At 73.6% G+C, this 25,405-nt stretch carries 21 protein-coding genes and 1 pseudogene; 11 read left to right on the forward strand and 11 right to left on the reverse strand.

Translation table 11 applies throughout. From position 1 onward, the window contains the following. Positions 1 to 1,839 (forward strand): prolyl oligopeptidase family serine peptidase, encoded by a 1,839-nt coding sequence (locus ASG36_RS06735; protein WP_235494654.1) that lies wholly within the window; start codon positions 1 to 3, stop codon positions 1,837 to 1,839. 111 nt (positions 1,840 to 1,950) lie between these two features. Here ASG36_RS06735 and ASG36_RS06740 read toward each other — a convergent pair whose 3' ends face one another. Together ASG36_RS06740 and ASG36_RS06745 are read right to left on the reverse strand one after the other, a co-directional pair. Further along, positions 1,951 to 2,979: an aspartate-semialdehyde dehydrogenase gene (locus tag ASG36_RS06740; RefSeq protein WP_055761036.1), complete on the reverse strand. Its 1,029-nt coding sequence runs from the start codon at positions 2,977 to 2,979 to the stop codon at positions 1,951 to 1,953. Next, entirely contained in the window at positions 2,976 to 4,241 is a 1,266-nt protein-coding gene (locus ASG36_RS06745; protein ID WP_055761038.1) for an aspartate kinase, read from the reverse strand. The genes ASG36_RS06740 and ASG36_RS06745 overlap by 4 nt, the downstream gene beginning before the upstream one ends. A gap of 67 nt (positions 4,242 to 4,308) precedes the next feature. Here ASG36_RS06745 and ASG36_RS06750 point away from each other — a divergent pair, with 67 nt between their 5' ends. From ASG36_RS06750 to ASG36_RS06780, 7 genes are all read left to right on the forward strand, one after another. Further along, positions 4,309 to 5,913: a phospholipase D-like domain-containing protein gene (locus ASG36_RS06750; protein WP_055761041.1), complete on the forward strand. Its 1,605-nt coding sequence runs from the start codon at positions 4,309 to 4,311 to the stop codon at positions 5,911 to 5,913. A gap of 105 nt (positions 5,914 to 6,018) precedes the next feature. Next, a complete protein-coding gene (gene mbhE, locus ASG36_RS06755) occupies positions 6,019 to 8,727 on the forward strand; it encodes a hydrogen gas-evolving membrane-bound hydrogenase subunit E (protein ID WP_055761044.1) in 2,709 nt (902 codons plus the stop codon). Further along, on the forward strand, positions 8,724 to 9,068 hold the full coding sequence (locus tag ASG36_RS06760) for a sodium:proton antiporter (RefSeq protein WP_082522830.1): 345 nt from the start codon (positions 8,724 to 8,726) through the stop codon (positions 9,066 to 9,068). The genes mbhE and ASG36_RS06760 overlap by 4 nt, the downstream gene beginning before the upstream one ends. Continuing rightward, positions 9,065 to 10,546: a proton-conducting transporter membrane subunit gene (locus ASG36_RS06765; protein ID WP_055761047.1), complete on the forward strand. Its 1,482-nt coding sequence runs from the start codon at positions 9,065 to 9,067 to the stop codon at positions 10,544 to 10,546. Before ASG36_RS06760 ends, ASG36_RS06765 begins: the two co-directional genes overlap by 4 nt. Next, positions 10,543 to 10,875, forward strand: a complete 333-nt coding sequence (locus tag ASG36_RS06770) for a Na+/H+ antiporter subunit E (RefSeq protein ID WP_157498592.1) — start codon at positions 10,543 to 10,545, stop codon at positions 10,873 to 10,875. Before ASG36_RS06765 ends, ASG36_RS06770 begins: the two co-directional genes overlap by 4 nt. Beyond that, positions 10,872 to 11,141 carry a monovalent cation/H+ antiporter complex subunit F gene (locus ASG36_RS06775; RefSeq protein WP_235494656.1) on the forward strand — a complete coding sequence of 90 codons (270 nt, stop codon included), beginning with the start codon at positions 10,872 to 10,874 and terminating at the stop codon, positions 11,139 to 11,141. Before ASG36_RS06770 ends, ASG36_RS06775 begins: the two co-directional genes overlap by 4 nt. Then, on the forward strand, positions 11,138 to 11,533 hold the full coding sequence (locus ASG36_RS06780) for a monovalent cation/H(+) antiporter subunit G (protein ID WP_200944351.1): 396 nt from the start codon (positions 11,138 to 11,140) through the stop codon (positions 11,531 to 11,533). Before ASG36_RS06775 ends, ASG36_RS06780 begins: the two co-directional genes overlap by 4 nt. Before the next feature lie 36 nt (positions 11,534 to 11,569). On the opposite strand, the pseudogene ASG36_RS22565 reads toward ASG36_RS06780, so the two are convergent. Further along, positions 11,570 to 12,493: pseudogene (locus ASG36_RS22565) on the reverse strand (calcium/sodium antiporter); the annotation flags it as partial. 165 nt (positions 12,494 to 12,658) lie between these two features. Here ASG36_RS22565 and leuA point away from each other — a divergent pair. Together leuA and ASG36_RS06795 are read left to right on the forward strand one after the other, a co-directional pair. After that, positions 12,659 to 14,395, forward strand: coding sequence for a 2-isopropylmalate synthase (gene leuA / locus ASG36_RS06790; protein ID WP_055761059.1), 1,737 nt, complete (start codon positions 12,659 to 12,661; stop codon positions 14,393 to 14,395). Between the two features lie 163 nt (positions 14,396 to 14,558). Next, complete coding sequence (locus tag ASG36_RS06795) at positions 14,559 to 15,560, forward strand: type IV toxin-antitoxin system AbiEi family antitoxin domain-containing protein (protein ID WP_055761062.1); 1,002 nt, start codon at positions 14,559 to 14,561, stop codon at positions 15,558 to 15,560. Positions 15,561 to 15,637: 77 nt separating this feature from the next. Here ASG36_RS06795 and mnhG read toward each other — a convergent pair whose 3' ends face one another. The 6 genes from mnhG to ASG36_RS06825 are packed head-to-tail and all read right to left on the reverse strand — an operon-like array spanning position 15,638 to position 22,127. Then, the gene (gene mnhG / locus ASG36_RS06800) at positions 15,638 to 16,066 is read right to left on the reverse strand and encodes a monovalent cation/H(+) antiporter subunit G (protein ID WP_055761065.1); all 429 of its coding nucleotides are present in this window, start codon (positions 16,064 to 16,066) and stop codon (positions 15,638 to 15,640) included. Then, positions 16,063 to 16,404: a monovalent cation/H+ antiporter complex subunit F gene (locus ASG36_RS06805; protein WP_082522831.1), complete on the reverse strand. Its 342-nt coding sequence runs from the start codon at positions 16,402 to 16,404 to the stop codon at positions 16,063 to 16,065. The genes mnhG and ASG36_RS06805 overlap by 4 nt, the downstream gene beginning before the upstream one ends. Beyond that, on the reverse strand, positions 16,401 to 16,982 hold the full coding sequence (locus ASG36_RS06810; RefSeq protein ID WP_055761068.1) for a Na+/H+ antiporter subunit E: 582 nt from the start codon (positions 16,980 to 16,982) through the stop codon (positions 16,401 to 16,403). Before ASG36_RS06810 ends, ASG36_RS06805 begins: the two co-directional genes overlap by 4 nt. Further along, a complete protein-coding gene (locus ASG36_RS06815; RefSeq protein WP_055761071.1) occupies positions 16,979 to 18,559 on the reverse strand; it encodes a Na+/H+ antiporter subunit D in 1,581 nt (526 codons plus the stop codon). Before ASG36_RS06815 ends, ASG36_RS06810 begins: the two co-directional genes overlap by 4 nt. Beyond that, a complete protein-coding gene (locus tag ASG36_RS06820) occupies positions 18,559 to 19,155 on the reverse strand; it encodes a Na(+)/H(+) antiporter subunit C (protein WP_082522832.1) in 597 nt (198 codons plus the stop codon). The genes ASG36_RS06815 and ASG36_RS06820 overlap by 1 nt, the downstream gene beginning before the upstream one ends. Next, positions 19,152 to 22,127 carry a Na+/H+ antiporter subunit A gene (locus ASG36_RS06825; RefSeq protein WP_082522833.1) on the reverse strand — a complete coding sequence of 992 codons (2,976 nt, stop codon included), beginning with the start codon at positions 22,125 to 22,127 and terminating at the stop codon, positions 19,152 to 19,154. Before ASG36_RS06825 ends, ASG36_RS06820 begins: the two co-directional genes overlap by 4 nt. A gap of 152 nt (positions 22,128 to 22,279) precedes the next feature. Between ASG36_RS06825 and ASG36_RS06830 the strand changes: the two genes are divergently transcribed. Beyond that, entirely contained in the window at positions 22,280 to 22,579 is a 300-nt protein-coding gene (locus ASG36_RS06830; protein WP_055761074.1) for an excisionase family DNA-binding protein, read from the forward strand. A gap of 87 nt (positions 22,580 to 22,666) precedes the next feature. Here ASG36_RS06830 and ASG36_RS06835 read toward each other — a convergent pair whose 3' ends face one another. Further along, positions 22,667 to 24,466, reverse strand: a complete 1,800-nt coding sequence (locus ASG36_RS06835; RefSeq protein WP_055761077.1) for an ABC-F family ATP-binding cassette domain-containing protein — start codon at positions 24,464 to 24,466, stop codon at positions 22,667 to 22,669. Positions 24,467 to 24,515: 49 nt separating this feature from the next. Further along, positions 24,516 to 25,403 carry a transglutaminase family protein gene (locus tag ASG36_RS06840; protein WP_055761080.1) on the reverse strand — a complete coding sequence of 296 codons (888 nt, stop codon included), beginning with the start codon at positions 25,401 to 25,403 and terminating at the stop codon, positions 24,516 to 24,518. Between the last annotated feature and the right edge of the window lie 2 nt (positions 25,404 to 25,405).

The following is a 25,405-nucleotide window of genomic DNA, read 5'->3' on the forward strand; positions in this document are numbered from 1 at the left end:
GTGGACGCCCTCCCCCCTGAGACCATCGCGACCCTGTCGCCCGAGGTGACCGCCCGTTGGCAGGCCCGCTTCCGCGCCCCCCGCGTCAGCCTGCCCGACTGGGCCGAGGACGCCCCCCAGCGCTGCCTGTTCGCCTCCGACGTCACCGGCGTGGTGGAGCAGTACACCTGGGACCGCGACACCGGTGAGCAGCGCCAGGTCACCGACCGGGCCAACGGCACGCTGGCGGCCACGATCAGCCCGGACGGCGAGAGCATCTGGTGGTTCGCCGACACCGACGGCGACGAGTTCGGCGTGTGGCGCCGGCAGCCGTTCGCCGGCGGCGAGGACGTCGTCGCCGTCCCGGAGGTGGGCCCGGCCTACCCCTCGGGCCTGGAGATCGGCCGTCGACTGGTGGCCCTGGGCCGGTCGACCGACGACGGCAGCGAGCTGTGGGTCGCACCGGTCGGTGGCACCCCCACCGTCTGCTACTCCACCCCCGACACCGCCGCTGTCGACGGCCTCTCCCACGACGACGACCTGGTCGTGATCAGCCACTCCGAGCCCGGCGACCCCCGCTACCCCGCGCTGCGGGTGTTCGACGTGGCCGCCTTCCTGGCCGCCGGGGGCGGGCAGACCACCGCTGACAGCCCCTGGGTGGTGGCCGAGAAGTGGGACGGCGAGGGCCGCGGCCTGCACGCGCTCGGGTTCGCCCCGGTGCCCGGCGACCGCCGCCTGCTGGTCGGCCACGAGCGCCGCGGCCGCGAGGAGCTGCTGATCTGGGACGTCGCCACCGACACCGAGACCGAGGTCGTGCTGGACCTGCCCGGCGACGTGACCGCCGGCTGGTACCCCGACGGCTCGGCCCTGCTGGTCGGCCACGACCACGCCGCCCGCAGCGAGCTGTACCGGTACGACCTGGCCACCGGTGAGCTGACCCGGCTGGAGACACCGCCGGGCGTCGTCCGCGGCGCCACCGCCCGCCCCGACGGCTCGGTGGAGCTGGCCTGGTCCTCCTCGGAGCGTCCGCCGGTGATCCGCCGGGCCGACGGTCCGGTCGTGCTGGCCGCCCCCGGCGACGAGCCCCCGGCCGCGTACCCGGTCGAGGACCGCTGGGTGCCCGGCCCCGGCGGCGACGTGCACGCCCTGCTGGTGCGCCCGGCCGGGCAGGCTCCGTACGCGACGGCGTTCCTGGTGCACGGTGGCCCGGAGTCCGCCGACGACGACTCCTACCGCGCCCGCCGGGCGGCCTACGTCGACGCCGGGTACGCCGTCGTCCACGTCAACTACCGGGGCTCCTCGGGCTACGGCTCGACCTGGCGGGACGCCCTCACCGGCAACCCCGGCCCCACCGAGCTCGAGGACGTCGCCGCCGTCTACGACTCCCTCGTCGCCGAGGGCGTCGTCGACCCGACCCGCACGCTGCTCACCGGCGGCTCGTGGGGCGGCTTCCTCACCCTGCTCGGCCTGGGCACCCAGCCCGAGCGCTGGACCGCCGGCATCGCCGAGGTGCCGGTGGCGGACTACCTGGCCGCCTACGAGGACGAGATGGAGGGCCTGCGGGCCTACGACCGGGCGCTGTTCGGCGGCTCGCCCGACGAGGTGCCCGACGTGTACCGGCGGTCCTCGCCGCTCACCCACGTCGACGCCGTCGTCGCCCCGGTGCTCGTGGTCGCCGGCGCGAACGACCCGCGCTGCCCCATCCGCCAGATCGACAACTACCTCGCCGCGCTGACCGAGCGCGGCAAGGAGCACGAGGTCTACCGCTTCGACGCCGGCCACGGCTCCCTGGTCATCGAGGAGACCATCCGCCAGGTCGAGGTCGCCCTGGACTTCGCCCTGCGCCACGTGCAGCCCTGACCCCGGAGCGTTGATCAGGGTCCCTGATCACCGTGCGTCCTCCCCCGCGATCGTTCCCGGGGGAGGACGCACTTCGGTGCAGGACCCTGATCAACGCTCAGGGCGGGGAGGTCAGCCCTGGGCGGCGATGAGCTCCGCGATCTGCACGGTGTTCAGCGCGGCGCCCTTGCGCAGGTTGTCGTTGGAGACGAACAGGGCCAGGCCGTTGGGCCCGTCCTGGCGGATCCGGCCGACGTAGGAGGGGTCCTTGCCGGCGGCCTGCAACGGCGTGGGGACGTCGACCAGCTCGACCCCGGGGGCGCCGGCCAGCAGCTCGCGGGCGCGCTCGACGCTGATCTCCCGCGCGAACTCCACGTTCAGCGACAGCGAGTGCCCGGTGAAGACCGGAACCCGGACGCAGGTGCCGGAGACCCGGAGCTCGGGGATGCCGAGGATCTTGCGGGACTCGTTGCGGAGCTTCTGCTCCTCGTCGGTCTCGAAGGACCCGTCGTCGACGACGGAGCCGGCCATCGGCAGCACGTTGAACGCGATCGGCGCGACGTAGACGGCCGGGTCGGGAAAGGCCAGCGCCGACCCGTCGTAGGCCAGCTGGTCGGCCTCCGCCACGACGGCGAGCGCCTGCCCGTGCAGCTCCCGGACGCCGGCGACGCCGGAGCCGGAGACGGCCTGGTAGGTCGAGGCGACGATCCGGGTCAGCCCGGCCTCGTCGTGCAGCGGCTTGAGCACCGGCATCGCGGCCATGGTCGTGCAGTTGGGGTTGGCGATGATGCGCTGCTCACCGGCCAGCGCGATGTCGGCGGGGTTGACCTCGCTGCACACCAGCGGGATCGACGGGTCCTTGCGGAACGCCGAGCTGTTGTCGATGACCGTCACCCCGGCCGCGGCGAAGCGGGGGGCCTGGGCGCGCGAGGTGGTGGCACCGGCGGAGAACAGCGCCACGTCCAGCCCGGTGGGGTCGGCCGTCGAGGCGTCCTCGACGGTGATCTCGCCGTCGCCCCAGGGCAGCGTGCTGCCGGCCGAGCGTGCGGAGGCGAAGAACCGGATGGAGGCCAGCGGGAAGTCGCGCTCGGCCAGGATCTGCCGCATGGCGACGCCGACCTGACCGGTCGCGCCGACGACGCCCAGGTGCAGCGGCCTCATCGCCCGGTCCCGCCGTAGACGACGGCCTCGACGTCGGAGCCCAGCTCGAACGCGTCGTGCACGGCGCGGACGGCGAGGTCGACGTCCTCCTCACGGCAGACGACCGAGATGCGGATCTCCGAGGTGCTGATCAGGTCCAGGTTGACCCCGGCGTCGGCGAGCGCGCCGAAGAACTTGGCCGAGACGCCCGGGTGCGAGCGCATGCCCGCACCGACGAGGGAGACCTTGCCGATGTGCTGGTCGAAGACCACGTCGGTGAACCCGACCGTGTGCTTGACCTTCTCCAGGGCGGCCAGCGCGGTGGGGCCGTCGCTCTTGGGCAGGGTGAAGGAGATGTCGGCGAGCTTGGTCGCCGAGGCCGACACGTTCTGCACGATCATGTCGATGTTGATCTCGGCGTCGGCCAGCACCCGGAACAGCTGGGCGGCCTCACCGGGCCGGTCCGGGACGCCGTAGACCGTGATCTTGCCTTCGCTCCGGTCGTGCGCGACGCCGGAGATGATGGCCTGTTCCACCGTGAGGTCCTCCATCGAACCGGACACCGTGGTGCCGGGGAGCTGTGAGTAGGAGCTGCGGACGTGCACCGGGATGTCGTAGCGACGGGCGTACTCGACGCACCGCAGCATGAGGACCTTCGCCCCGCAGGCGGCGAGCTCCAGCATCTCCTCGTAGGTGACGGTGTCCAGCCGTCGGGCGTTGGGGACGATCCGCGGGTCGGCGGTGAAGACGCCGTCCACGTCGGTGTAGATCTCGCAGACGTCGGCGTGCAGCGCAGCCGCCACGGCCACGGCCGTGGTGTCCGAGCCGCCGCGGCCCAGCGTGGTGATGTCCTTGGTGTCCTGGCTGACGCCCTGGAACCCGGCGACGATGACGATCGAGCCCTCGTCCAGCGCCGAGCGCAGCCGCCCCGGGGTGACGTCGATGATCCGCGCCTTGCCGTGGCTGGACGTCGTGATCACCCCGGCCTGCGAACCGGTGAACGACCGCGCCTGGTAGCCGTGCACCGAGATCGCGATCGCCAGCAGCGCCATCGAGATGCGCTCGCCGGCGGTGAGCAGCATGTCCAGCTCGCGACCGGGCGGGTCGGCGGTGATCTGGCTGGCCTGGTCCAGCAGGTCGTCGGTGGTGTCACCCATCGCGGAGACGACGACGACCACGTCGTGGCCCTGCTTCTTGGCCGCCACGACCCGTTCGGCGACGCGCTTCACGCGCTCGGCGTTGGCGACGGACGAACCGCCGTACTTCTGCACGACCAGGGCCACGGGGCCGCAGCCTACCGGCGCGGGGCGCGGACCAGCGCCCACGGGAGGGCAGTGGTGTGATCACCCGGTGCCCGACACCGAGGACGACGCCCGCGACTGGCTGCTGACCACCGCAGAACGCGACAACCCGGCGACTGCGATCCCGGCCTGGACGGCGGGCAACCTCGCCGAGCCCCTGGTGCACGGTGCCGCCTACTTCGACCGGCTGGTCGACGCCGTCGAGGACCTCGGCGAGGGCGACCACCTCTTCTTCACCGACTGGCGGGGCGACCCGGGCCAGAAGCTGCGGCCCGACGGCCCGACCGTCGACGAGCTGTTCTCCCGCGCCGCCCGGCGCGGGGTCGTCGTCCGCGGGCTGGTGTGGCGGTCGCACTGGGACGGGCTGAGCTTCTCCAAGGAGCAGAACGCTTCGCTGGACCGGGAGCTGGAGGAGGACGGCGCGGTCGTCGTCCGGGACCAGCGGGTGCGCCGGATGGGCAGCCACCACCAGAAGCTGGTGCTCTGCCGGCACCCGCAGGACCCCTCCCGCGACGTGGCCTTCGCCGGCGGCATCGACCTCGGGCACACCCGCCGGGACGACGCCGAGCACCGCGGCGACCCGCAGCCGCAGGACATGTCCGACGCGTACGGGGACACCCCGCCCTGGCACGACGTCCAGCTGCAGCTGCGCGGCCCGGTCGTGGGTGTGCTCGACGACTGCTTCCGCGAGCGGTGGGACGACCCGACGAGCCCGGCGTCGGAGAGCCCGTTCGCCTGGCTGCACGACAAGACGCTGCAGTGGCTGGGCCGCAACCAGATGGACCCCACCCCGCTGCCCGACCAGCCCCCGGCGCCCCCGACGTGCGGGCCGCACACGGTGCAGACGCTGCGCACCTACCCCAAGGTCTGGCCGGCCTTCGACTTCGCCCCCGAGGGCGAGCGGTCGATCGCGCGGGGGTACACCAAGGCGCTCACCCGGGCCCGGCGGCTGGTCTACCTGGAGGACCAGTACCTGTGGTCCACCGACATCGCCGACCACCTGGCCTCCTCGCTGCGCGAGCACGAGACGCTGCAGCTGGTCGTCGTCGTCCCCCGGGTGCCCGACCAGCAGGGCGCGTTCTCCGAGCGCCCGCAGCAGCACGGCCAGGCCCAGGCGATGCGGTTGCTCCAGGAGGCCGCGCCCGGCCGGGTGCACGTGTTCGACATCGAGAACCACGAGGGCACCCCGGTCTACGTGCACGCCAAGGTCTGCGTCGTCGACGACGTGTGGGCCGAGGTGGGCAGCGACAACATGAACCGGCGGTCCTGGACCCACGACAGCGAGCTGTCCAACGCCGTCCTGGACACCACCCTCGACGAGCGCGAACCGCAGGACCCGGCCGGACTCGGGGACGGCGCCCGCACGTTCGCCCGCGACCTGCGCCTGGAACTGGCCCGGGAACACCTCGACCGGGACGACGACGAGGGCCTGCTGGACCCCGACGAGTTCGTCGCCGCCTGCGTGGCGGCCGCCGACGCCCTGGAGGCCTGGCACACCGGCGGCCGCGTCGGCCCCCGTCCCCCGGGTCGGATCCGGCCGCACCGCCGGCCCGAGCTGACCCGGGTGGAACGGGTCTGGGCGACCCCGCTCTACAAGCTGGTCCACGACCCGGACGGCCGGCCCATCCGCCTGCGACGGGACCACTCCTTCTGACGGTTGCACGATGAAACCGCAGGCCAGACGCCCGTTCCGAGATGCGTGAGAGGTCAACCGCCGTCATCCTGACCCGGTGATGACCCAGGGCCCCCGCTCTCCCCGGTGAGCCTCGTCGTCGCCCTCGGCGCGCTGGCCACGATGGCCGCCGCCGCCCCGCTCCTCACCCGCGCCCTCGGCCGGAACGCCGGCTACGTGCTGGCCGCGGGCTTCCTCGCCGTCGCCGGGCTGCTCCTCGCGCACGCCCCGACGGTGCTCGACGACCGGACAGTCGACTGGAGCGCCGAGTGGATCCCCTCGCTCGGGGTCTCCCTCGCGCTGCGGCTGGACGGCGTCTCGCTGGTCTTCAGCCTCGTCGCCCTCGTCGTCGGCGCGCTGGTCATGGCCTACTGCTGCCGCTACCTGGGCGACGCGACCGCCCGCGGGCCGGTCCTCCCCCTGCTGGCGCTCTTCGCCGCGGCGATGGTCGGCCTCGTCCTGGCCGACGACCTCGTGCTGCTGTACGTGTTCTGGGAGGTCACCACCCTCTGCTCGTTCGCGCTGGTGTCCACCGCCGGGGCCGCCGCGGCCCGCCCCGGCCGGCAGGCGCTGGTGGTCACCCTCGCCGGCGGACTGGCCCTGCTCGTGGCCGTCGTCCTGCTGACCCTGGCCACCGGCACCACCCGCATCTCGGCGGTCCTGGCCGCGCCGCAGGTGGTGCTGGACAGCCCGTACGCCGTGCCGATCGCGGCCTGCGTGGCGCTGGCCGCGTTCACCAAGAGCGCCCAGTTCCCGTTCCAGTCGTGGCTGCCCGGCGCGATGGTGGCGATGACCCCGGTCAGCGCCTACCTGCACGCCGCCACGATGGTGAAGGCCGGCATCTACCTGCTGATCCGGGTCAGCCCCCTGTTCGCCGGGCAGACCGCCTGGTCGGCGGTGCTGATCTCGGTCGGCCTGACCACGGCGCTGCTCGGGGCGGTGCAGGCGCTGCGCGAGCACGACCTCAAGGGGATGCTGGCCCGCTCGACGGTCAGCCAGCTGGGCCTGCTGGTCGCGGTGATCGGCGTCGGCACGTCGACCGCGCTGGCCGCGGCCCTGCTGCACACGATGGCGCACGCGTTGTTCAAGGCCACGTTGTTCATGCTGGTCGGGATCGTGGACAAGGAGACCGGCAGCCGGGACGTCCGCGAGCTGTCCGGGCTGCGCCGGGTGATGCCCTGGACGGCGGCGGCCACCGCGGTGGCCGCGCTGTCGATGGCCGGCGTGCCCCCGATGCTGGGCTTCGTCAGCAAGGAGTACCTGTTCATGGGGCTGCTCAGCGCCGACGTCACCCCGTGGGCCGGCCCGGTCGCCGGCGCCCTGGCCGTGACCGCGTCCGCGCTGACCTTCGCCTACGGCGCCCGGATCGTCTACGGCGCCTTCGGGGGCCCGCTGAAGCAGCCCGACCTCTACGAACCGGCCCCCTCGTTCCTGGCCCCGGCCGCGGTCGCCGCGGTGGTCGGCATCGTGCTGGGCCCGGCCGTCTCGCTCCTGGACCCGGTGATCGACAGCGCCACCACCGACGCCCTGCCCGGCTCCACCCCGCCCTCGGTCTACGCCTGGCACGGCCTGAGCCCCGAGCTGGCGATGTCGGTGGTCACCGTCGTCATCGGTCTGGTGCTGTTCTGGCAGCGCGACCGGGTCGACGCCGTCCTCCAGCGGGTGCGGTTGCTCGACGGGCCGGGCCTGTTCGACCGGGCGCACGCCGGGCTGCTCGCCCTGGGCGGCCGGGTCGGCGCCCCCGACCGGGCCTCGTCGCTGGCCGCGCACCTGGCCCGGCCGCTGGTGGCCGTGGTCGCGCTCGGCGTCGTCGGCCTCGTGACCGTGGGGCCGCTGGAGCCCACCGGCGACGGCGGTGATCCCGGCCGCTGGCTGGTGGTCGGACTCCTCGCCGTCGCGGTGCTCGGCATGGCGGCCGCCCGGCGCACCGTCGCCCTGGTCGCCCTCGTGGGCGTGGTCGGGCTGTTCGTCGCGCTGTGGCTGCTGCTGTCCGGAGCGGTCGACGTGGCGATCACCCTCCTGCTGGTCGAGGTGCTCACCGCCGTGGTGCTGGTCCTGGTGCTCCGGGGCGCGCCGGTGCGGCTGCCCGACCCGGGCCGCCGTCGGCTCCCCACCGCCGTGCTGGCCGTGGCCGTCGGGCTGGTCGCCGCCGGTGCCACCGCCGCGCTCACCGGCCGCCGCGAGCTGTCCGCGGCCGGCACGTTCTACCTGGACCGGGCCGAGGAGCTCACCGGCGGCACCAACGTGGTGAACACCGTGCTGGTGGACTTCCGCGGCCTGGACACCCTGCTGGAGTCCGTCGTCGTCGGGGTCGCGGCACTGGGTCTCCTGCTGCTGGGTCTGCGCCCCACCACCGTCGCCGCGGACACCGACGACGTGCTGCTGCGGGTCGGCACCCGGCTGCTCGCCCCGGGGATGCTGGTGCTGTCGGCCTGGCTCCTGTGGCGCGGGCACGACGAGCCCGGCGGCGGGTTCATCGCCGCGCTGGTCGCCGGCATCGCCGTCGCGCTGCGCCAGCTGGCCGCGGGCACCGTCCCGGACAGCCCCTGGCTGCGCCCGCGCACCCTGGTCGGCGCCGGTGCCGTGCTCGCCGTCGGCACCGGGCTCGTCCCGCTGCTGGCCGGTGACGCGCTGCTCACCCCGTTCGACGTGCTGCCCTTCCTCAGCTCGGCCCTGCTCTTCGACCTCGGCGTCTGGCTGATGGTGCTGGCCCTGGTGGTCGCCGTCGTCCAGTCGCTGGGCTCCCACCGCGCGTCCTCGGAGGCTGCTGTGTCCGCTGACCGGGTGTCCGCGTGACCGCCGCGGTCGCCGTCGGCCTGCTCGTGGCCGGCGGGGTGTACCTCGTGCTCCAGCGCGGCCTGCTCCGCGTCGTCCTCGGGTTCGTGCTGCTCGGGCACGCCATGGTCGTGCTGGTGCTCGCCGCCGGCGGTGACCGGCGCGGGTTCGCGCTGCCCGGCAACGGCGCCGGCGCCCCCGCCGACCCGCTCCCCCAGGCGTTCGTGCTCACCGCGGTGGTCATCGCGTTCGCGGTGACGGTCTACCTGCTCGGGCTGCTGCGGGCCGGGTCCTCGTCGTCCGCGGTCCACGACTCCCACGACTCCCACGACTCCCACGACGACGCGCAGGGACCGACGTGAGCGCCCTCCTCGTCGCGCCGGTCGCGCTGCCGCTGGTCGCCGCCGCCGTCCTCCTGCTGCTCCCCCGCTCGACGGCGCTCGCCCGGGTGGTGGGCCTGGGCAGCACCGGGCTGGTCGTCGTCGCGGCCGCCGTGCTGCTCGCCCGCACGCTCACCGGCGAGGTGCCGGTGGTGCGGGTCGGCGGCTGGCCGGCCGGGATCGCCGTCGTCCTCGCCCTGGACGCCTTCGGCGCGCTGGTGCTGCTGCTCACCGCCGCGGTCACCCTGCTCGGGCTGGTCTACGCGATCGGCACCGGCGAGGACCGTGAGCGCACCTTCACCCCGCTGGTCCTGGTGATGAGCGCCGGGGTCTCCGGGGCGCTGTCCACCGCCGACCTGTTCAACCTCTTCGTCTTCGTCGAGGTCGTGCTGATCCCCAGCTACGTGCTCCTCGGCCTGGCCGGACGACGCCAGCGGATCGCCGGCGCCCGGCTCTACGTGAGCGTGAACCTGCTGGCCTCGACGCTGTTCCTCGGCGGCATCGGGCTGCTCTACGGCGTCACCGGCACCGTCCAGCTGGGCGAGCTCGCCGGGGTGGCCGCCGACAGCGCACCCGCCGCGCTCGCCGCCGGGGTGGTGCTGCTGGCGATGGCGGTGAAGTCCGCGGTCGTCCCGCTGCACAGCTGGCTGCCCGGCTCCTACTCCGTCGCCGGGCCCGCCGTCACCGTGCTGTTCTCCGGGCTGCTGACCAAGGTCGGGCTGTACGCGCTGTTCCGCCTCTACTCGGTGCTCTTCGACGGTGACCCGCGCTTCCTGTGGGTGCTGCTGGCCGTCGCCGTGCTGACCATGGTCGTCGGTGTGCTCTCGGCGGTCGGCTCGAGCGCGGTGCGCCCGGTGCTGACCTCGCACATGGTCAGCCAGATCGGCTACGTGCTGGTCGGGCTGGGGCTGTCCACCGTGGCCGGGCTCACCGCCGCCACCTTCTTCCTGGTGCAGTACGTGCTGGTCAAGGCGGCGCTGTTCATGGTGGGCGGTGCGGTCGAGGTGCGGTACGGCACCGACGTGCTCGACCGGCTGGGCGGCGGGCTGGTGCACCGCGAGCGCTGGCTGGCCGTCGCGTTCGCCGGGTCCGCACTCGCGCTGGTCGGCATCCCGCCGACGTCGGGCTTCGTGGCCAAGCTGCAGCTGGCGTCCGCAGCCGCCGGGGACGGGCCGTGGTGGGTGCTGGTCGCCGTCGTCGCGGTCAGCCTGGTGACGCTGGTGTCGATGCTGAAGCTGTGGAACGGCGTCTTCTGGGGCGACCCCCCGCCGTCGCCGTCGTCCGAGGGCTCCGTGCTGACCCGGACGACGTCGGTCACGCTCGTCGGGCCGCCGCTGCTGCTGGCCGCGACCGCCCTGGTGCTGGGCGTCTGGGCCGAGCCGCTGCTGGCCGCCGTCGGCGTCGCCGGTGCGCAGCTGGCCGACCCGTCGGCGTGGGTGGCGGCGGTGACGGGACGATGAGGCTCTGGCACGTCGTCTCCTTCGTCGCCGTCTACCTCGGCCGGTTCCTGGCTGCCAACGTCCGGGTCGCCGGGCAGGTGCTCCGCCCCCGGCTGGCCCTGGCGCCGGTGGTGGTGGGCGTGCCCCTGCGCTCGCGCACCGACGTCGAGGTGGCCTCGTTCATCGCGCTGGTGGGGCTGACCCCCGGGTCACTCGTCGTCGACCGGCGGGACGGCGTGATCACCGTGCACGCGATGCACGCCGACGACCCCGACGACGAGCTCGCCGCGCTGCGGGGCCTGGAGGACCGGATGCTGACCGCCTGGCGCGGGACGGGAGGGGACGCGTGATCGCCCAGGACCTGGTGCTGGACGTCGCTCTGGTGCTGCTGGCGCTGTGCCTGCTGGTGGCTGCCGCCCGCGCCGTCGTCGGCCCCACCGACGCCGACCGGGTGCTCGCGGTGGACTTCGGGTTCCTGGTGACGCTGTGCGCGGTGGCGCTCCTAGCCGTCCGGCTGCAGACCCCGGCGCTGCTGGACCTGGTGCTCGTGGGCACCCTGGTGGGCTTCCTGGCCACCGTCGCGCTGGCCCGGTTGGTCGCGGGACGGTCCCGGTGAGCGTGCAGACCGTGCTCGGCGACGTCCTGCTGCTGCTGGGCGTGCTGCTGATGGTGGTCGCCGGCATCGGGCTGGTGCGGCTGCCCGACGTCTACAACCGCACCAACGCCGTCGCCAAGGCCGGCGGGCTGGGTCTGGTGCTCGTGCTGCTGGGGGTCGTGGTCCTGGACCCCGGGCCGGCCGCGGTCGTGGTGCTGCTCCTGGCGATCGGGCTGCAGCTGTTCACCGTGCCGATCGCCGGCTTCGAGATCGGCCAGGCCGCCCGGCTGTCAGGTGCGCCGCTGGCTCCCGGCACCCGGGACCGAGCGGGCCTCACGGACCGCGAGCCCGGCCGCGGCGACGACGGTGAGCGGGAGGCAGAACCAGAGCAGGACGAGGCTGAAGGCCGGTAGCGCGTCGTGGTCGGCGGAGTCGAGCACCAGGTAGGCGGTGTAGGCGACGAACCAGGCCAGCAGCACCGCGCCCTCGGGTCGGCTGACCCGCGAGCCGGTGTAGAGCACCACCGCCAGCGCGAGGGTCGCCGCGATCATCACCGGGACGTCGAACCGCACCGCCGCGGGATCGACCGCGATGCCGCCGGGCAGCACCAGCGCCGGCACCCCCAGCACCATCCCGGTGTTGGCCACGTTGCTGCCCACGACGTTGCCCACCGCGAGCTGGGTGTCGCCCTTGGCCGCGGCGATCACCGAGGTGGTGATCTCAGGCATCGCGGTGCCGACGGCGACCACGGTCAGCCCGATCACCAGGTCGCTGAGACCCGCTGCCGCGGCGATCTCGCTGGCGCCGTCGACCAGCCAGTTCGCCCCCAGCACGAGCAACCCGACCCCGGCGAGCAGGAAGAGCACGTCCCGGACCGGCCGGCGGGGGACGTCGTCCTCGGCGGGTGCCGCCTCGGCCTTCCTCCCCCGCACGACCGAGAGCCCGAGGTAGCCGACCAGGGCGAGGGTGAGCAGCGCGCCGTCGACCCGCCCCAGGCCGCCGTCCAGCCCGAGGACCAGCAGCAGGACGGCGATGCCCAGCGCCACCGGGACGTCGAAGCGCAGCAGCGTGCGGTCCCCGCTCTGCGGGCGAATCAGCGCCGCGATCGCCAGGACCAGCAGGATGTTGACGGTGTTGCTGCCGACCGCGTTGCCGACGGCCAGGCCCGGCGAGCCCGACAGCGTCGCGTCGAAGGACACCGCCAGCTCCGGGGCCGACGTCGCGGTGGCCACCAGGGTCGCCCCGACGACCAGCGGCGACACCCCGAGCGCCCGGCCCAGGCCGCTGGCCCCGCGGACCAGCAGCTCGCCGCCGGCCACGAGGAGCACCAGGCCCGCGACCAGGAGGAGGACCGTCACGGCGGTGATCCTCACATCCGGGCCTCGGGACGCTGCTACGGTGTCCGACGTGCGCGGCAGCCTCCTCCTTATCCGCCGCGGCGAGGCCCTCTCCTAGGTCGGCTCCCTCGCCGCGGTGACCGCGCGTGTCCGCACCCGCGCTGCTGACCGACACACCTCGGCACACCCCGGAGAGCCCCCATGAGCACCGCCCAGCACCCGCACGCCCGCAACGCCCAGCAGCCCTCGGCGATGCCGATCGGGAAGTACGCGCCGTTCACCCCGGTCGACGTCCCCGACCGCACCTGGCCCGCGACGACGACGACGGTCGCCCCCCGCTGGTGCGCCGTCGACCTGCGCGACGGCAACCAGGCGCTGATCGACCCGATGACCCCCGACCGCAAGCGCCGGATGTTCGAGCTGCTCGTCGGGATGGGCTACAAGGAGATCGAGGTCGGCTTCCCCGCCGCCAGCCAGACCGACTACGACTTCGTCCGGCAGCTGATCGAGGACGACCTGATCCCCGACGACGTCAGCATCCAGGTGCTCACCCAGGCCCGCGACGAGCTGATCGAGCGCACCTTCGAGTCCCTGGTCGGCGCCAAGCAGGCGATCGTGCACCTCTACAACTCGACCTCCACGCTGCAGCGCCGCGTGGTGTTCAACAGCGACAAGGCCGGCATCGTCGACATCGCCGTCCACGGCGCCCGGCTGGTGCGCAAGCTGGCGGAGAACATGCCCGAGACCGAGATCCGCTACGAGTACTCGCCGGAGTCCTTCACGGGCACCGAGCTGGAGTTCGCCGTCGAGATCTGCAACGCCGTCACCGACGTCTGGGAGCCCACCCCGGACAACCCGACGATCCTCAACCTGCCGGCGACCGTGGAGATGGCCGAGCCGACCGTCTACGCCGACCAGATCGAGTGGATGCACCGCCACCTGGGCCGGCGCGACTCCGTCGTCCTCTCCCTGCACCCGCACAACGACCGCGGCACCGCCGTCGCCGCAGCCGAGCTGGGCTACCGGGCCGGCGCGGACCGCATCGAGGGCTGCCTGTTCGGCAACGGCGAGCGCACCGGCAACGTCGACCTGGTGACCCTGGGCCTGAACCTGTTCAGCCAGGGCATCGACCCGCAGATCGACTTCTCCGACATCGACGAGATCCGCCGCACCGTCGAGTACTGCAACCAGATCGGCGTGCACGAGCGGCACCCCTACGGCGGCGACCTGGTCTACACCGCGTTCTCCGGCTCGCACCAGGACGCGATCAACAAGGGCTTCGCGGTCATGAAGGCCGATGCCGCCGAGGCCGGCGTGACCGTCGACGACATCCCGTGGGCCGTGCCGTACCTGCCGATCGACCCCAAGGACGTCGGCCGCAGCTACGAGGCCGTCATCCGGGTGAACAGCCAGTCCGGCAAGGGCGGCGTCGCCTACATCATGAAGACCGAGAACCAGCTGGACCTGCCGCGCCGGCTGCAGATCGAGTTCTCCGCCGTCGTCCAGCGGCACACCGAGGACGAGGGCGGCGAGGTGACCGCCGAGCAGATGTGGGCGGCCTTCACCTCGGAGTACCTGCCCGACCCGCACGCGCCCTGGGGCCGCCTCGCGCTGACCGGACACCAGCACACCGCCAGCGGCTCGGGCCCCGACGAGATGATCGTCGAGCTCGTCGACGACGGCGTGCCGGTGTCCCTGACCGGACGCGGCAACGGCCCCATCGCGGCCTTCGTCGACGCGCTCTCCGGCGTCGACGTCGACGTCCGGGTGCTGGACTACGCCGAGCACGCCCTCTCCTCCGGCGGTGACGCCCGCGCCGCGGCCTACGTGGAGTGCGCCGTCGGCGAGCGCGTGCTGTGGGGCGTCGGCATCGACCCCAACATCGTGAGCGCCTCCCTGCGCGCCGTGGTGTCGGCGGTCAACCGCGCCCTGCGCTGACCCACTCGCGGGGGTGGGCCGCGGTCTGGCGGGGTGAGCCGCCGCCGACCGCGGCTCACCCCGCACGGGCGCGGTTCGCCCTCCGGCGTCCACACCCAGGGGCGTCGTCCACAGATGCGCCCGGCCCCGCCGCGGGTAGCCCCTGCACCAGCACGCTCGAGGCATGACCGCCCTCCAGCCCCGCCCCTCCACCACCTGGACCGAGCAGGTCTTCAGCCGAGGTCAGGCGCGCGCCGCCGGGTGGACCGACGCGGAGGTGCGCGCGCGGTTGAGCTCCGGCACCTGGACGACGCTCCGCCGGGGTCTCTACTGCGTGACCACCGATCTCGCCGACGAGGTCCGCCGCTTCCACCTGGAGCTGCTCGCCCTGCAGCGTCACCTGGACCGACCGTCGGCTGTCTTCAGCCACCGCACGGCAGCCCGTCTGTCCGGGATCACCACCTTCGGGTGGGGGGCCACGGAACACCGGCTGGTCGACCCGAGCCGATGGCGGACAGGCGTGGGCTACCGGATGACCCGAGCCGGACTCCCCGCCGCCCATCTCGCCCGTCGCGGTCCGTTCCCGGTGACGGCGGCTGCCCGGACCCTCGTCGACCTGTGTCGCGACCTGCCCGAGCTCGACGCGGTGGCCACGCTCGACCGCGCGCTGCTCCGTGGGCAGGTCCATCGGGGGCAGCTGGACGACGCGCTGGAGCGGGCCCGCTTCGCCATCGGCACACCGATCGCCCGACGGGCGGTGGAACGGTCGAACGGCCGGTCCGAGTCGTGGCTCGAGAGCGCCTGGCGGGTCCGTCACCTGGCCGCGGGCCTGCCCGAGCCGGAGCTGCAGGTGGAGATCTGGGCCGACGGGAAGCTCGTCAAGGTCGTCGACGGCTGGCTGCGTGGACACGCCATCGCCTTCGAGGGCGACGGGAAGGTGAAGTACACCGACCCGTACGGCAGGAAGGACCCGGCAGAGGTGCTCTGGGCGGAGAAGCTGGCCGAGGACGCGGTGCGCGCGCTGGGGATCCGGGTCCTGCGGCCGACGATGGCCGACGTCGGGTCGGGGTGGCCCGCCTTCGCCGCCCGGGTGGCTCGGGAGGTGGCGGCGCCCGTGCCCCCGCTGCAGCCGTTCACCGCCGTCCAGCGCGACGTGGGCCGGTTGCGGCCACCGTCCCGCCCCTGAGCCGGGTCGCGGTGGGGTGAGCCGGAGTCGACCGCGGCGCACCCCACCGCACCGCGGCTCACCCTGGGGCGGGGGGGCTAGGAGGTGGTGCGGGGGGTGGCGTCGGGGCCGTCGGCGGGCTCGTCGACGTCGGGGTCGCCCTCGGGGTGCTCGGGGTGCGGGCGGCTGGGCAGCGGGTCCGCTGGCTTGCCGAGCTCGTCGACCAGCAGCAGGTCGCGGCGCACGTGCCGGCGGCGGTAGGCGATCCGGCTGACCATGTGCGCGCTGACCGGGGCGGTGAGCAGCTGGAAGACCCCGACCAGGACCAGCATCCAGACGATCGGCTGGCCGGCGAGCCGGATCACCGCGCCGGTCATCACCAGCAGCACACCGAGCACCTGGGGCTTGGTGGCCGCGTGCATCCGGTTGAGCACGTCGGGGAAGCGGATGAGGCCCAGGCCCGCGGTGAGGCAGAGGAAGCAGCCGGCGACCAGGCAGACCGAGGCGACGACGTCGGCGACGCTCACGACGTCCCCTCGCTCCGTGCGTCGGGCCGACCGGAGAGGTCGGCGTCGCCCCCGCGGGTGGCCGGGTCCCCGGTGCTCACCAGCATGCCGCCGATGTAGCGGGCCACCGAGACCGACCCGACGAAGGCCAGCAGGGCGACGACCAGCAGCACCGGTTCCAGTGAGATGTCCTCGTAGACCGCGCAGTACACGGCGATGCCGCAGGCGATGGTCACCAGCAGCGCGTCGGTGGCGACCACCCGGTCCAGCAGGGAGGGGCCCATCGCGAGGCGGGCGAGGATCAGCACGGCGCCCACCCCCAGCAGGGCGAAGCAGACGAGGGGGACCACGGTCGTCATCGCTGGCTCAGCCTCTCGGTGCCCTGGGTCTCCGGGGTGTCGGTGTCGGGACGGTCGAGCCGGGCGATGTCCTCGGCCGAGCCGAAGGCGCGCACCACGCGGTCCTCCATGCCCAGCACGTTGGCCCGCTGCCGCTCGACGTGCGCCAGGTCGCGCACCTGCACCAGGTGCAGGGCGAGCACCTGCTCCTCGCGGTCCAGGTCGAGCACGAGCGACCCGGGCACCAGCGACAACGCCTCGGCGATGACGGTCAGCAGCAGGTCGGAGTCGGTGCGCAGCTGCACGGTGATGATCGCCGAGCGGTGCCGGCCGGGCCGGAACGCCAGCCACGACACCTCGGCGCTGGACACCAGCAGGTCGACCACGAACCGGCCCAGGAAGCGCAGCGCGGCCAGCGGCCGGAAGCGCCCGGAGGCGGGCACGCTGGGCAGCGGCAGCAGCGTCGTCGCCACGATCGCGATGAGCAGCCCGCTGAGCAGGTTCGCCCAGCTGAACGTGCCCCACAGCATGTTCCAGACCAGCACCAGCCAGACCAGCAGCGGCACCTGCTGGCGCAGCCGGGTCACCCGCGCGGTCACTCGACCACCCGGTCGCCGAAGACCGACTCCAGGTAGGGCGTGCGGTCGACGAGGTCGTCGGCGGCCCGGTCGGCGACGCCGTAGAGCACCCCGCCGAACACGGTGATCGCGACGGTGATGGCGACGAAGCCGGCGGTGGCCGCGACCATGGTCTTGGGGAGCTTGGCGGCCTGCAGCTGCTCGGTGGTGACGGCGGTGCCGGCGGCCGGCCGGATCGCCTCGAGGTCCTCGTCGGCGGTGTCCACCGCACGGGGGCGCCAGAAGGCACGGCCCCAGACGCGGGCGATGGCCACCAGGGTCAGCAGGCTGGTGACGACCGCGCCACCGACCAGCACGTAGGGCCCGACCCCGCCTACGGCGACGCCGGCCTCGATGAGCCCGAGCTTGCCGATGAAGCCCGACAGCGGCGGGATCCCGGCCAGGTTCATCGCCGGGACGAAGAACAGGATCGCCAGCAGCGGGGACGCCTTGGCCAGGCCGCCCAGCTTCTCGGTGTTCGTCGTCCCCCCGCGGCGTTCGACCAGGCCGGTGGCCAGGAAGAGCGTGGTCTGGATGGCGATGTGGTGGACGACGTAGAAGATCGCCCCGGCGAAGCCCGCCGTCGTCCCGAGCGCGACGCCGAAGACCATGTACCCGATGTGGCTGACCAGGGTGAACGACAGCATCCGCTTGACGTCGGTCTGCGCGACCGCACCCAAGATGCCGATGACCATGGTCGCCAGCGCGGCCCACAGCAGCAGGTCGTTCAACGCACCGCTGGGGAACAGCAGCGTGTTCGTCCGGATGATCGCGTAGACGCCGACCTTGGTGAGCAGCCCGGCGAACACCGCGGTGACCGGGGCCGGCGCGGTGGGGTAGCTGTCGGGGAGCCAGGCCGAGAGCGGGAACACCGCTGCCTTGATCCCGAACGCGACCAGCAGCATGGACTGCAGCAGCAGCTGGGTGCCGTCGGGCAGCTCCCCCAGGCGGACGGCGAGCTGGGCCATGTTGACCGTGCCGGTGGCGGCGTAGACCAGCGCGATCGCGGCCAGGAAGACCAGCGAGCTCATCAGGCTGACCACCACGTAGGTGATGCCGGCCCGGATGCGCCCGGCGGTGCCGCCCAAGGTCAGCAGCACGTAGCTGGCGGCCAGCAGCACCTCGAAGCCGACGTAGAGGTTGAAGAGGTCCCCGGCGAGGAACGCGTTGCTCACGCCGGCGACCAGCACCAGGTAGGTCGGGTGGAAGATCGACAACGGGGTGTCGGTCTCGTCGCCGTCGGCCACACCCTGCCCGACGGCGAAGACGAGCACGCCGAGGGTGACGGTGTTCGCCACGACCAGCATCAGCGCGCTGAGCCGGTCGACCACGAGCACGATGCCCAGCGGCACCGGCCACCCGCCGACCGACACCGAGGTGGCGCCCTCGGCGTCGGCGAGGAACAGCAGCGACACCGAGACGGCGAGCACCGCGGTGAGCACCAGGATGCTCAGCGTCCGCTGGAGCTGGGGGTGCCTGCCGACCAGCAGGGCCCCGGCGGCACCCAGCAGCGGCAGCAGCACCGGCAGCGGGGTGAGCACGCGGATCAGGTCGTCCATCAGTGCTCCTCCTCCCGTCGGGCCGACCGGCCGCCGGCCGGGGTCGCGCTGACGTCGCCGACGGCGGCTGCCTCGGCGGACTCGTTCTCGGCCGCCTCGGCGCCGGCCAGGCCCAGCGCGACGTCGTCCGAGGGGGTGTCGGTGTCGGGGTGGTGCGGGGGCGCCTCGACGGTGAGCCCGTCGCCGGGGCCGCGCTCGGCCGGGTGCAGCAGCTCGGGGTCGCGGTCGTCGGCGTCGATCTCCTCGCGGGTGGCCACCCGGAGGTCCTCGGCGTCGTCCTGCACGACCTCGTCACGCACCAGCCGCCACGAGCGGTAGATCATCGCCAGCACGAACGCGGAGATGCCGAACGTGATGACGATGGCGGTGAGCACCAGCGCCTGGGGCAGCGGGTCGTTGATCTGCGACTCGTCGTCGACGGGGAGGATCGGGGCGAGCCCGGCCACCCCGCCGGCCGACAGCAGCAGCACGTTGGTCGCGTTGCCCAGCAGCAGGAACCCCAGCAGCACCCGGGTCAGGCTGCGGTCCAGCAGCAGGTAGACGCCGGCGGCGTAGAGCCCGGCGATGATCACCGGCAGGACGACGGTGGGGGTCATCGGGGTCCTCCCGGGGCGAGGGCGCCGGAGGACTCGCGGGACGACGCGACCGGGCCGCCGTCCTCGACGTGGTGCACGCCGCCGGTGCCCGTGCCGTCGCCGTCCTCCTGCTCGCGGTCGTCGTCCTCGTCGTCGGCGTCGATCTGCGCGCCGAGGCTGCGCAGCACGTCGAGCACGAGGCCGATGACGATCAGGTAGACGCCCATGTCGAAGAACAGCGAGGTGACCAGCTTGACGTCGCCCAGCAGCGGCACGGTGCGCTCGAGGATGGTGGTCTGCAGCGCGTCGGCGCCGAGGACGAGGCCGGCGATGCCGGTGGTGCCGGCCAGCAGCAGGCCGCCGCCGAGCAGCTTGCCGGGGTCGACCGGCGCCGCCTCGCCGAGCTCGTACCGGCCACCGGCCAGGTAGCGCAGCACGAGCGCGAGCCCGGCCACCAGACCGCCGGCGAAGCCGCCACCGGGCACGTTGTGCCCGCTGAACAGCAGGTAGACGCTCAGCACGATGATCGTGTGGAACAGCGCCCGGGTGATCACCTCGAGGATGACCGAGCGGCGCTGCGGGGCCAGGGTCGCGCTCGCGGCCAGCCAGCGGTCGCGCGGTGCGCGGCGGGCCGCGGCGGCGCCGACGTCGGGGGCGTGGGTCGCGCGGGCGACGGCGCCGGTGCGCTCGCGGAGGAAGACCAGGCTGGCCACGCCGGTGGCGACGACGACGAGCAGCGACACCTCGAGCATCGTGTCCCAGGCCCGGATGTCGACCAGGGTCACGTTGACGATGTTCTCGCCGCCGCCGAAGTCGTAGGCCTGCTGGGGGTAGTCCACCGAGACCGGGGTGGCGGTGCGGGCGCCGAGGGCGACCACGCCGACCCCGCCCATGAGCAGGCCGACCGCGACGGCGATGAGGCCGCGGGCGGTGCGCTCCTTGGCCTGGTGCCGGTCGGAGATGTCCTTGGGCAGCTTGCGCAGCACGAGCACGAACGTGACCAGGGTGAGCGTCTCGACCAGGAACTGGGTGAGCGCGAGGTCGGGGGCGCCCTGCAGGGCGAAGAGGACGCCGATGCCGTAGCCGGTGACACCCACGACCAGCACGGCCGACAGCCGCTGCCGGATCCGCACGGCCAGGGCGGCGGCCCCGAGGACGACGACGCCGACCAGGGCCTGCACCGGGGTGTCCCAGAGCCGGACGTCGTCGGGCCAGGGCGCCCGGAACACCAGGATCGAGCCGGGCAGCGCGACCAGCACCACCAGGATCACGCCCAGGTAGGTGGGCAGCGAGCCGCGCTGGGTGGTGCGGGTGGTGACCTGTGCGACGACGTCCAGGCCGCGCATGGTGTGCCAGTAGCCCTCGTCGGCCGAGGCGTCCATGGCGACCCGGCGCTGGAGCCGGGCGACCAGGTCGCGGGCGGCGAACAGCGCCAGACCGCCGACCAGGGTGACCAGCGAGAGCAGCAGCGCCGGCTGCAGGCCGTGCCACAGCGCGAGGGACTCGGCCTCCTCGGCGACCAGCGGCAGCGTGTCGGCGTAGGGGGCGACCAGCGGCTCCAGGGAGGAGCTCAGCGGGCCGGCGGCCAGGCCGAGCAGCGCCAGGACGACGGGGGCGGCGAGGAACGCCGGACCCGGCCGGTGCAGGTGCTCGGGGCTGGGGCGGTCGGCCGCGCAGTGCCGCAGCGAGCCGCCGGTGCCGAAGGCGCCCCAGAGGAAACGGGCGGTGTAGGCCACGGTCAGCACCGAGCCCAGCAGCAGGCCGAGCAGGGTGACCATCGCCCAGACCCGGCTCTCCAGGCCGCCGTCCAGGAACGCGGTGAAGGCCGCCTCCTTGCCGACGAAGCCCAGCAGCGGGGGCAGCCCGGCCATCGAGGCGCCGGCCAGCCCGGCGACGACGGCCAGCACCGGCACCCGGCGTCCCAGGCCGTTGATCTCGCGCAGGTCGCGGGTGCCGCAGGTGTGGTCGATGACGCCGACGGTGAGGAACAGCGTGGACTTGAAGAGCCCGTGCGCCAGGAGCATCGCGATCCCGGCCGCCGCGGCCTCCCGGCTGCCGGTGCCCACCAGCACCATGAGGAAGCCCAGCTGGCTGACCGTGCCGAAGGCCAGCAGCAGCTTGAGGTCGTACTGGCGCAGCGCGCGGTAGCCGCCGAGCAGCATCGTGGCCAGGCCCAACCCGAGGACGACGGGCTTCCAGCCGGGGGTGTCGGCGAACCCGGGGGCCAGCCGGGCGATCAGGTAGATGCCGCCCTTCACCATCGCCGCGGCGTGCAGGTACGCGCTGACCGGGGTGGGGGCCTGCATGGCGCCGGGCAGCCAGAAGTGGAACGGGACCATCGCGGACTTGGTGACCGCGCCGGCGATCACCAGCAGCACGCCGACGGTGACCACCGGGCCGGTGCCCGGGTCCGCCACGACCTCGCTGAGCAGGTAGCTCCCGCTGGCCTGCCCGATCATCACCAGCCCGACGAGCATCGCCAGCCCGCCGGCGGTGGTGACGATCAGCGCCTGCTGGGCGGCCCGCCGGGCGGCCACCGCGGCACCGCTGCCACCGATCAGCAGGAAGGAGAAGACCGTGGTCAGCTCCCAGAACACGTAGAGCAGCAGCATGTCGTCGGCCACGACCAGGCCCAGCATCGACCCGGCGAAGGCCATCAGGACGCCGGCGAAGCGCCGCAGGCCCTCGTCGTCGGGCTCGAAGTAGCGGGCGCAGTAGACGAAGACCAGTGCGCCCACGCCGGTGACCAGGGCGGCGACGGACAGCGCGAGGGCGTCCAACCGCAGGGTGACGTCGAGGTCCAGCGCCGGGATCCACGTGGTGACCTCGTCGACGGTGCCGCCGTCCAGCACCGTGGACAGCTGGGCCATCAGCCAGCCGAAGGCGGCCGCCGGGACCAGGGCGAGCACGTAGTAGGCCGAGCGCCCCCACCAGCGCACCAGGACGGGCGCCAGCACGGCGGCCACCAGGTGTGCGAGGAGGAGCAGGCCCACGGGTCTCCAGGGGGTCTCGGGATGCGGCCGGGCGTGATCACGGCGCGCGCGTTCGATTCGTTCGATTTACAGTCTGCCCCGTGGACCACGGCCTGCGCGAGTCGACGGTGCACCCGCCTGCCGTGTCGCCCCCGTTGCCTGCGGGTCCGTGGGTGCTCACGGGCCCGGACGGGACGGAGATCACGCTGCCGACCGAGCTGGCCGAGGCCCTGGAGTTCGTCGCCGACGCCTTCACCGACGGCGCCGCGGTCACCCTGAGCCGGCACGAGCGGATGGTCACCACCCAGGAGGCCGCCGACCTGCTCGGGGTCAGCCGCCCGACGCTGGTCCGGATGCTCGACCACGGGCTGATCCCCTACGACCAGCCCGGCAGCCACCGGCGGCTGCGGCTCTCCGACGTGCTCGCCCACCAGGCCCGCTGCCACCACGAGGACCCCGCCACCCCGCGCTGACTGCCCCAGGCAGGGGAAGCCCTGCACACACCTGCGGGGCTCCCGGGTGTGTGCAGGGCTTCCCCTGCCTGACGGTGGGCCCGGGTCCTAGGCGAGGTCGGAGGCGACGAGCCAGTCGGTCTCGACCTGTTCCTTCTCGGCCTGCAGCTGCAGCAGCTGGGCGTTGAGGGTGGCGACCTTGGCGTGGTCGGTCGCGGCCGCGGCGAGCTGGTCGTGCAGCTTCTTCTCGTCGCCGTCCAGCTTGAGCATCCGGCGCTCGAGCTTCTGGACCTCCTTGCGGGCGGCGCGGGCGTCGGCGGCCGACACCGCGGGTGCCTGCGCCGTCGTCCCCAGGCCGGACTGGGCCCCGGACGCCGTGGTCAGCGGGGCACCCCCGGCGGCGCGGCGCCGCAGGTACTCCTCGACGCCGCCCGGGAGCTGGGCCAGGGACCCGTCGCCGAGCAGCGCGACGACGGTGTCGCAGACCCGGTCGACGAAGTACCGGTCGTGGCTGACGACCAGCACCGTGCCGGGGAAGGAGTCGAGCAGGTCCTCCAGCGCGGTGAGGGTGTCGATGTCCAGGTCGTTGGTCGGCTCGTCGAGGATCAGCACGTTGGGCTCGGCCATCAGCAGCCGGAGCAGCTGCAGCCGGCGCCGCTCGCCACCGGACAGGTCGCCCACCGGGGTCCACTGCCGGCTCGCCGCGAAGCCGAAGCGCTCGGCCAGCGTGGACGCGGAGATCTCCTGGTTGCCCAGCCGCGCGACGCGGGCGACGTCCTGCACGGCCTCGAGCACGCGCGCCTTGGGCGGCAGCTCGGTGACGTGCTGGGAAAGGTAGGCCTGCGAGACGGTCTGGCCGACCTTGATCGTCCCGGAGTCCGGCCTGTTCTCCCCCACCAGCAGCTTGAGCAGGGAGGTCTTGCCGGCGCCGTTGACCCCGACGATGCCGATCCGGTCGCCCGGGCCGACGTTCCAGTCGAGGTCGGCGAACAACGTGCGCGGGCCGTCCTCGGTGGGGACGGCGTAGTCGACGTGCTCGAGCTCGTAGACCGTCTTGCCCAGCCGGCGGGCGGCGAAGTTCGACAGCGCGAGCTTGTCGCGGGCCGGCGGCTCGTCGGCGATGAGCGCCTGGGCGGCGTCGATGCGGAACTTGGGCTTGCTGGTGCGGGCCGGCGGGCCCCGGCGCAGCCAGGCCAGCTCCTTGCGCACCAGGTTCAGCCGGCGCTCCTCGGTGACGCTGGAGATCCGGGCACGCTCGGCCCGGGCCAGCGTGTAGGCGGAGTAGCCGCCGTCGTAGGCGTAGACCGAGCCGTCGGCGACCTCCCACGTGGTGGTGCAGACCTCGTCGAGGAACCACCGGTCGTGGGTGACGACCACCATGCCGCCGGCGCGCTGCTTGACGTACTCGGCCAGCCACGCGACGCCCTCGACGTCCAGGTGGTTGGTGGGCTCGTCGAGGACCAGCAGGTCCAGCGGCCGCACCAGCTGCGCGGCCAACGCGACGCGGCGGCGCTCGCCACCGGACATCGGGGCGACCGGGGCGTCCAGGCCGAGCCGGTCGAGCTCCAGGCCGGTGAGCACGGAGCGGACGGCGGGGTCGGCGGCCCACTCGTGCTCGGCGGCGTACCCGGAGAGGACGACGTCGTGCACGGTCGTGCCCGCCGGCAGCGTGCCGGCCTGGTCGAGCACGCCCATCGCGATGTCGTTGCGCATGGTGACCCGGCCGGAGTCGGGGGGCTCCACGCCGGTGAGCACCGACAGCAGGGTCGACTTGCCCCCGCCGTTGCGGCCGACGACGCCGATCCGCTCGCCGGCGGAGATGCCGAGGGAGACGTCGTCGAGCAGGGAGGTCGTGCCGTGGGCCTTGGAGACGCGTTCGAGCGAGACCAGGTTGAGCGGAGTCGTCATGAGGACCTCAGTCTCCCAGGTCCCTGCCACCGGACCGACGGCCCCGGCATCAGGCGAGCCGGGTGACCTCCACGACGACCGAGTGCCCCTGGCTGCGCGGCCCGGAGAAGATCCCCTTCAGCGGGGGCACGTCGCGGTAGTCCCGGCCGCGACCCAGGGTCACGTGCCGGGTGCCGATCTCCACGACGTTGGTGGGGTCGTAGCCGGTCCAGCTGCCGTCCCACCACTCGACCCAGGCGTGGCTCTCGCCCTTGACCGGCTCGCCGATCGCCGCGCCGGGCTTGGGGTGCAGGTAGCCCGACACGTAGCGGGCCGGGATGCCGAGTGAGCGCAGCAGCCCGACCGACACGTGCGCCATGTCCTGGCAGACGCCCTTGCCCGACGTCCACGCCTGCATGGCGTTGGTCTTCACGTTCGTCGAGCCGGACAGGTACTGCATGTGGTCGTGCACGAACCGGCACACCCGGTGGCCGGCCTCGCGCGGGTCGGCGTCGCCGACGACGTCCCGGACGGCACGGACGACGGGGGCGTCCATCGCGGTCAGCGGGGTCGGCCGCAGCATCTCCCCGAACCGGTCGACGACGTCGGCGTCGGCCAGCCCCTCCCAGGACACCACCGGCGCCTGGTCGGGCTCGGGCCCGGCCTCGACCACCGAGGTGGCGACGACGGCCAGCTCGCGGTGCGGGCCGTGCAGGTCGAACGCGGTGACCGTGGAGCCCCAGTAGTCCCGGTAGGCGTGGATCGAGGCCGCCGGTTCCACCTCGACCCGGGAGCGCAGCGTGGTCTGCCGGGTGGTGTTCTCCGGGGTCATCCGGGCCTCGTTGTAGGAGGACCGCACGGGCCCGGCGTACTCGAAGCGGGTGCGGTGCACGACCTGCAACCGCCACCGGTCCGGCGCCGGGCGGGACTGGGACTGGGACTGGGACTGCGCGCTCATCG

Source organism: Geodermatophilus sp. Leaf369, from assembly GCF_001424455.1.
Classification (GTDB): Bacteria; Actinomycetota; Actinomycetes; order Mycobacteriales; family Geodermatophilaceae; genus Klenkia.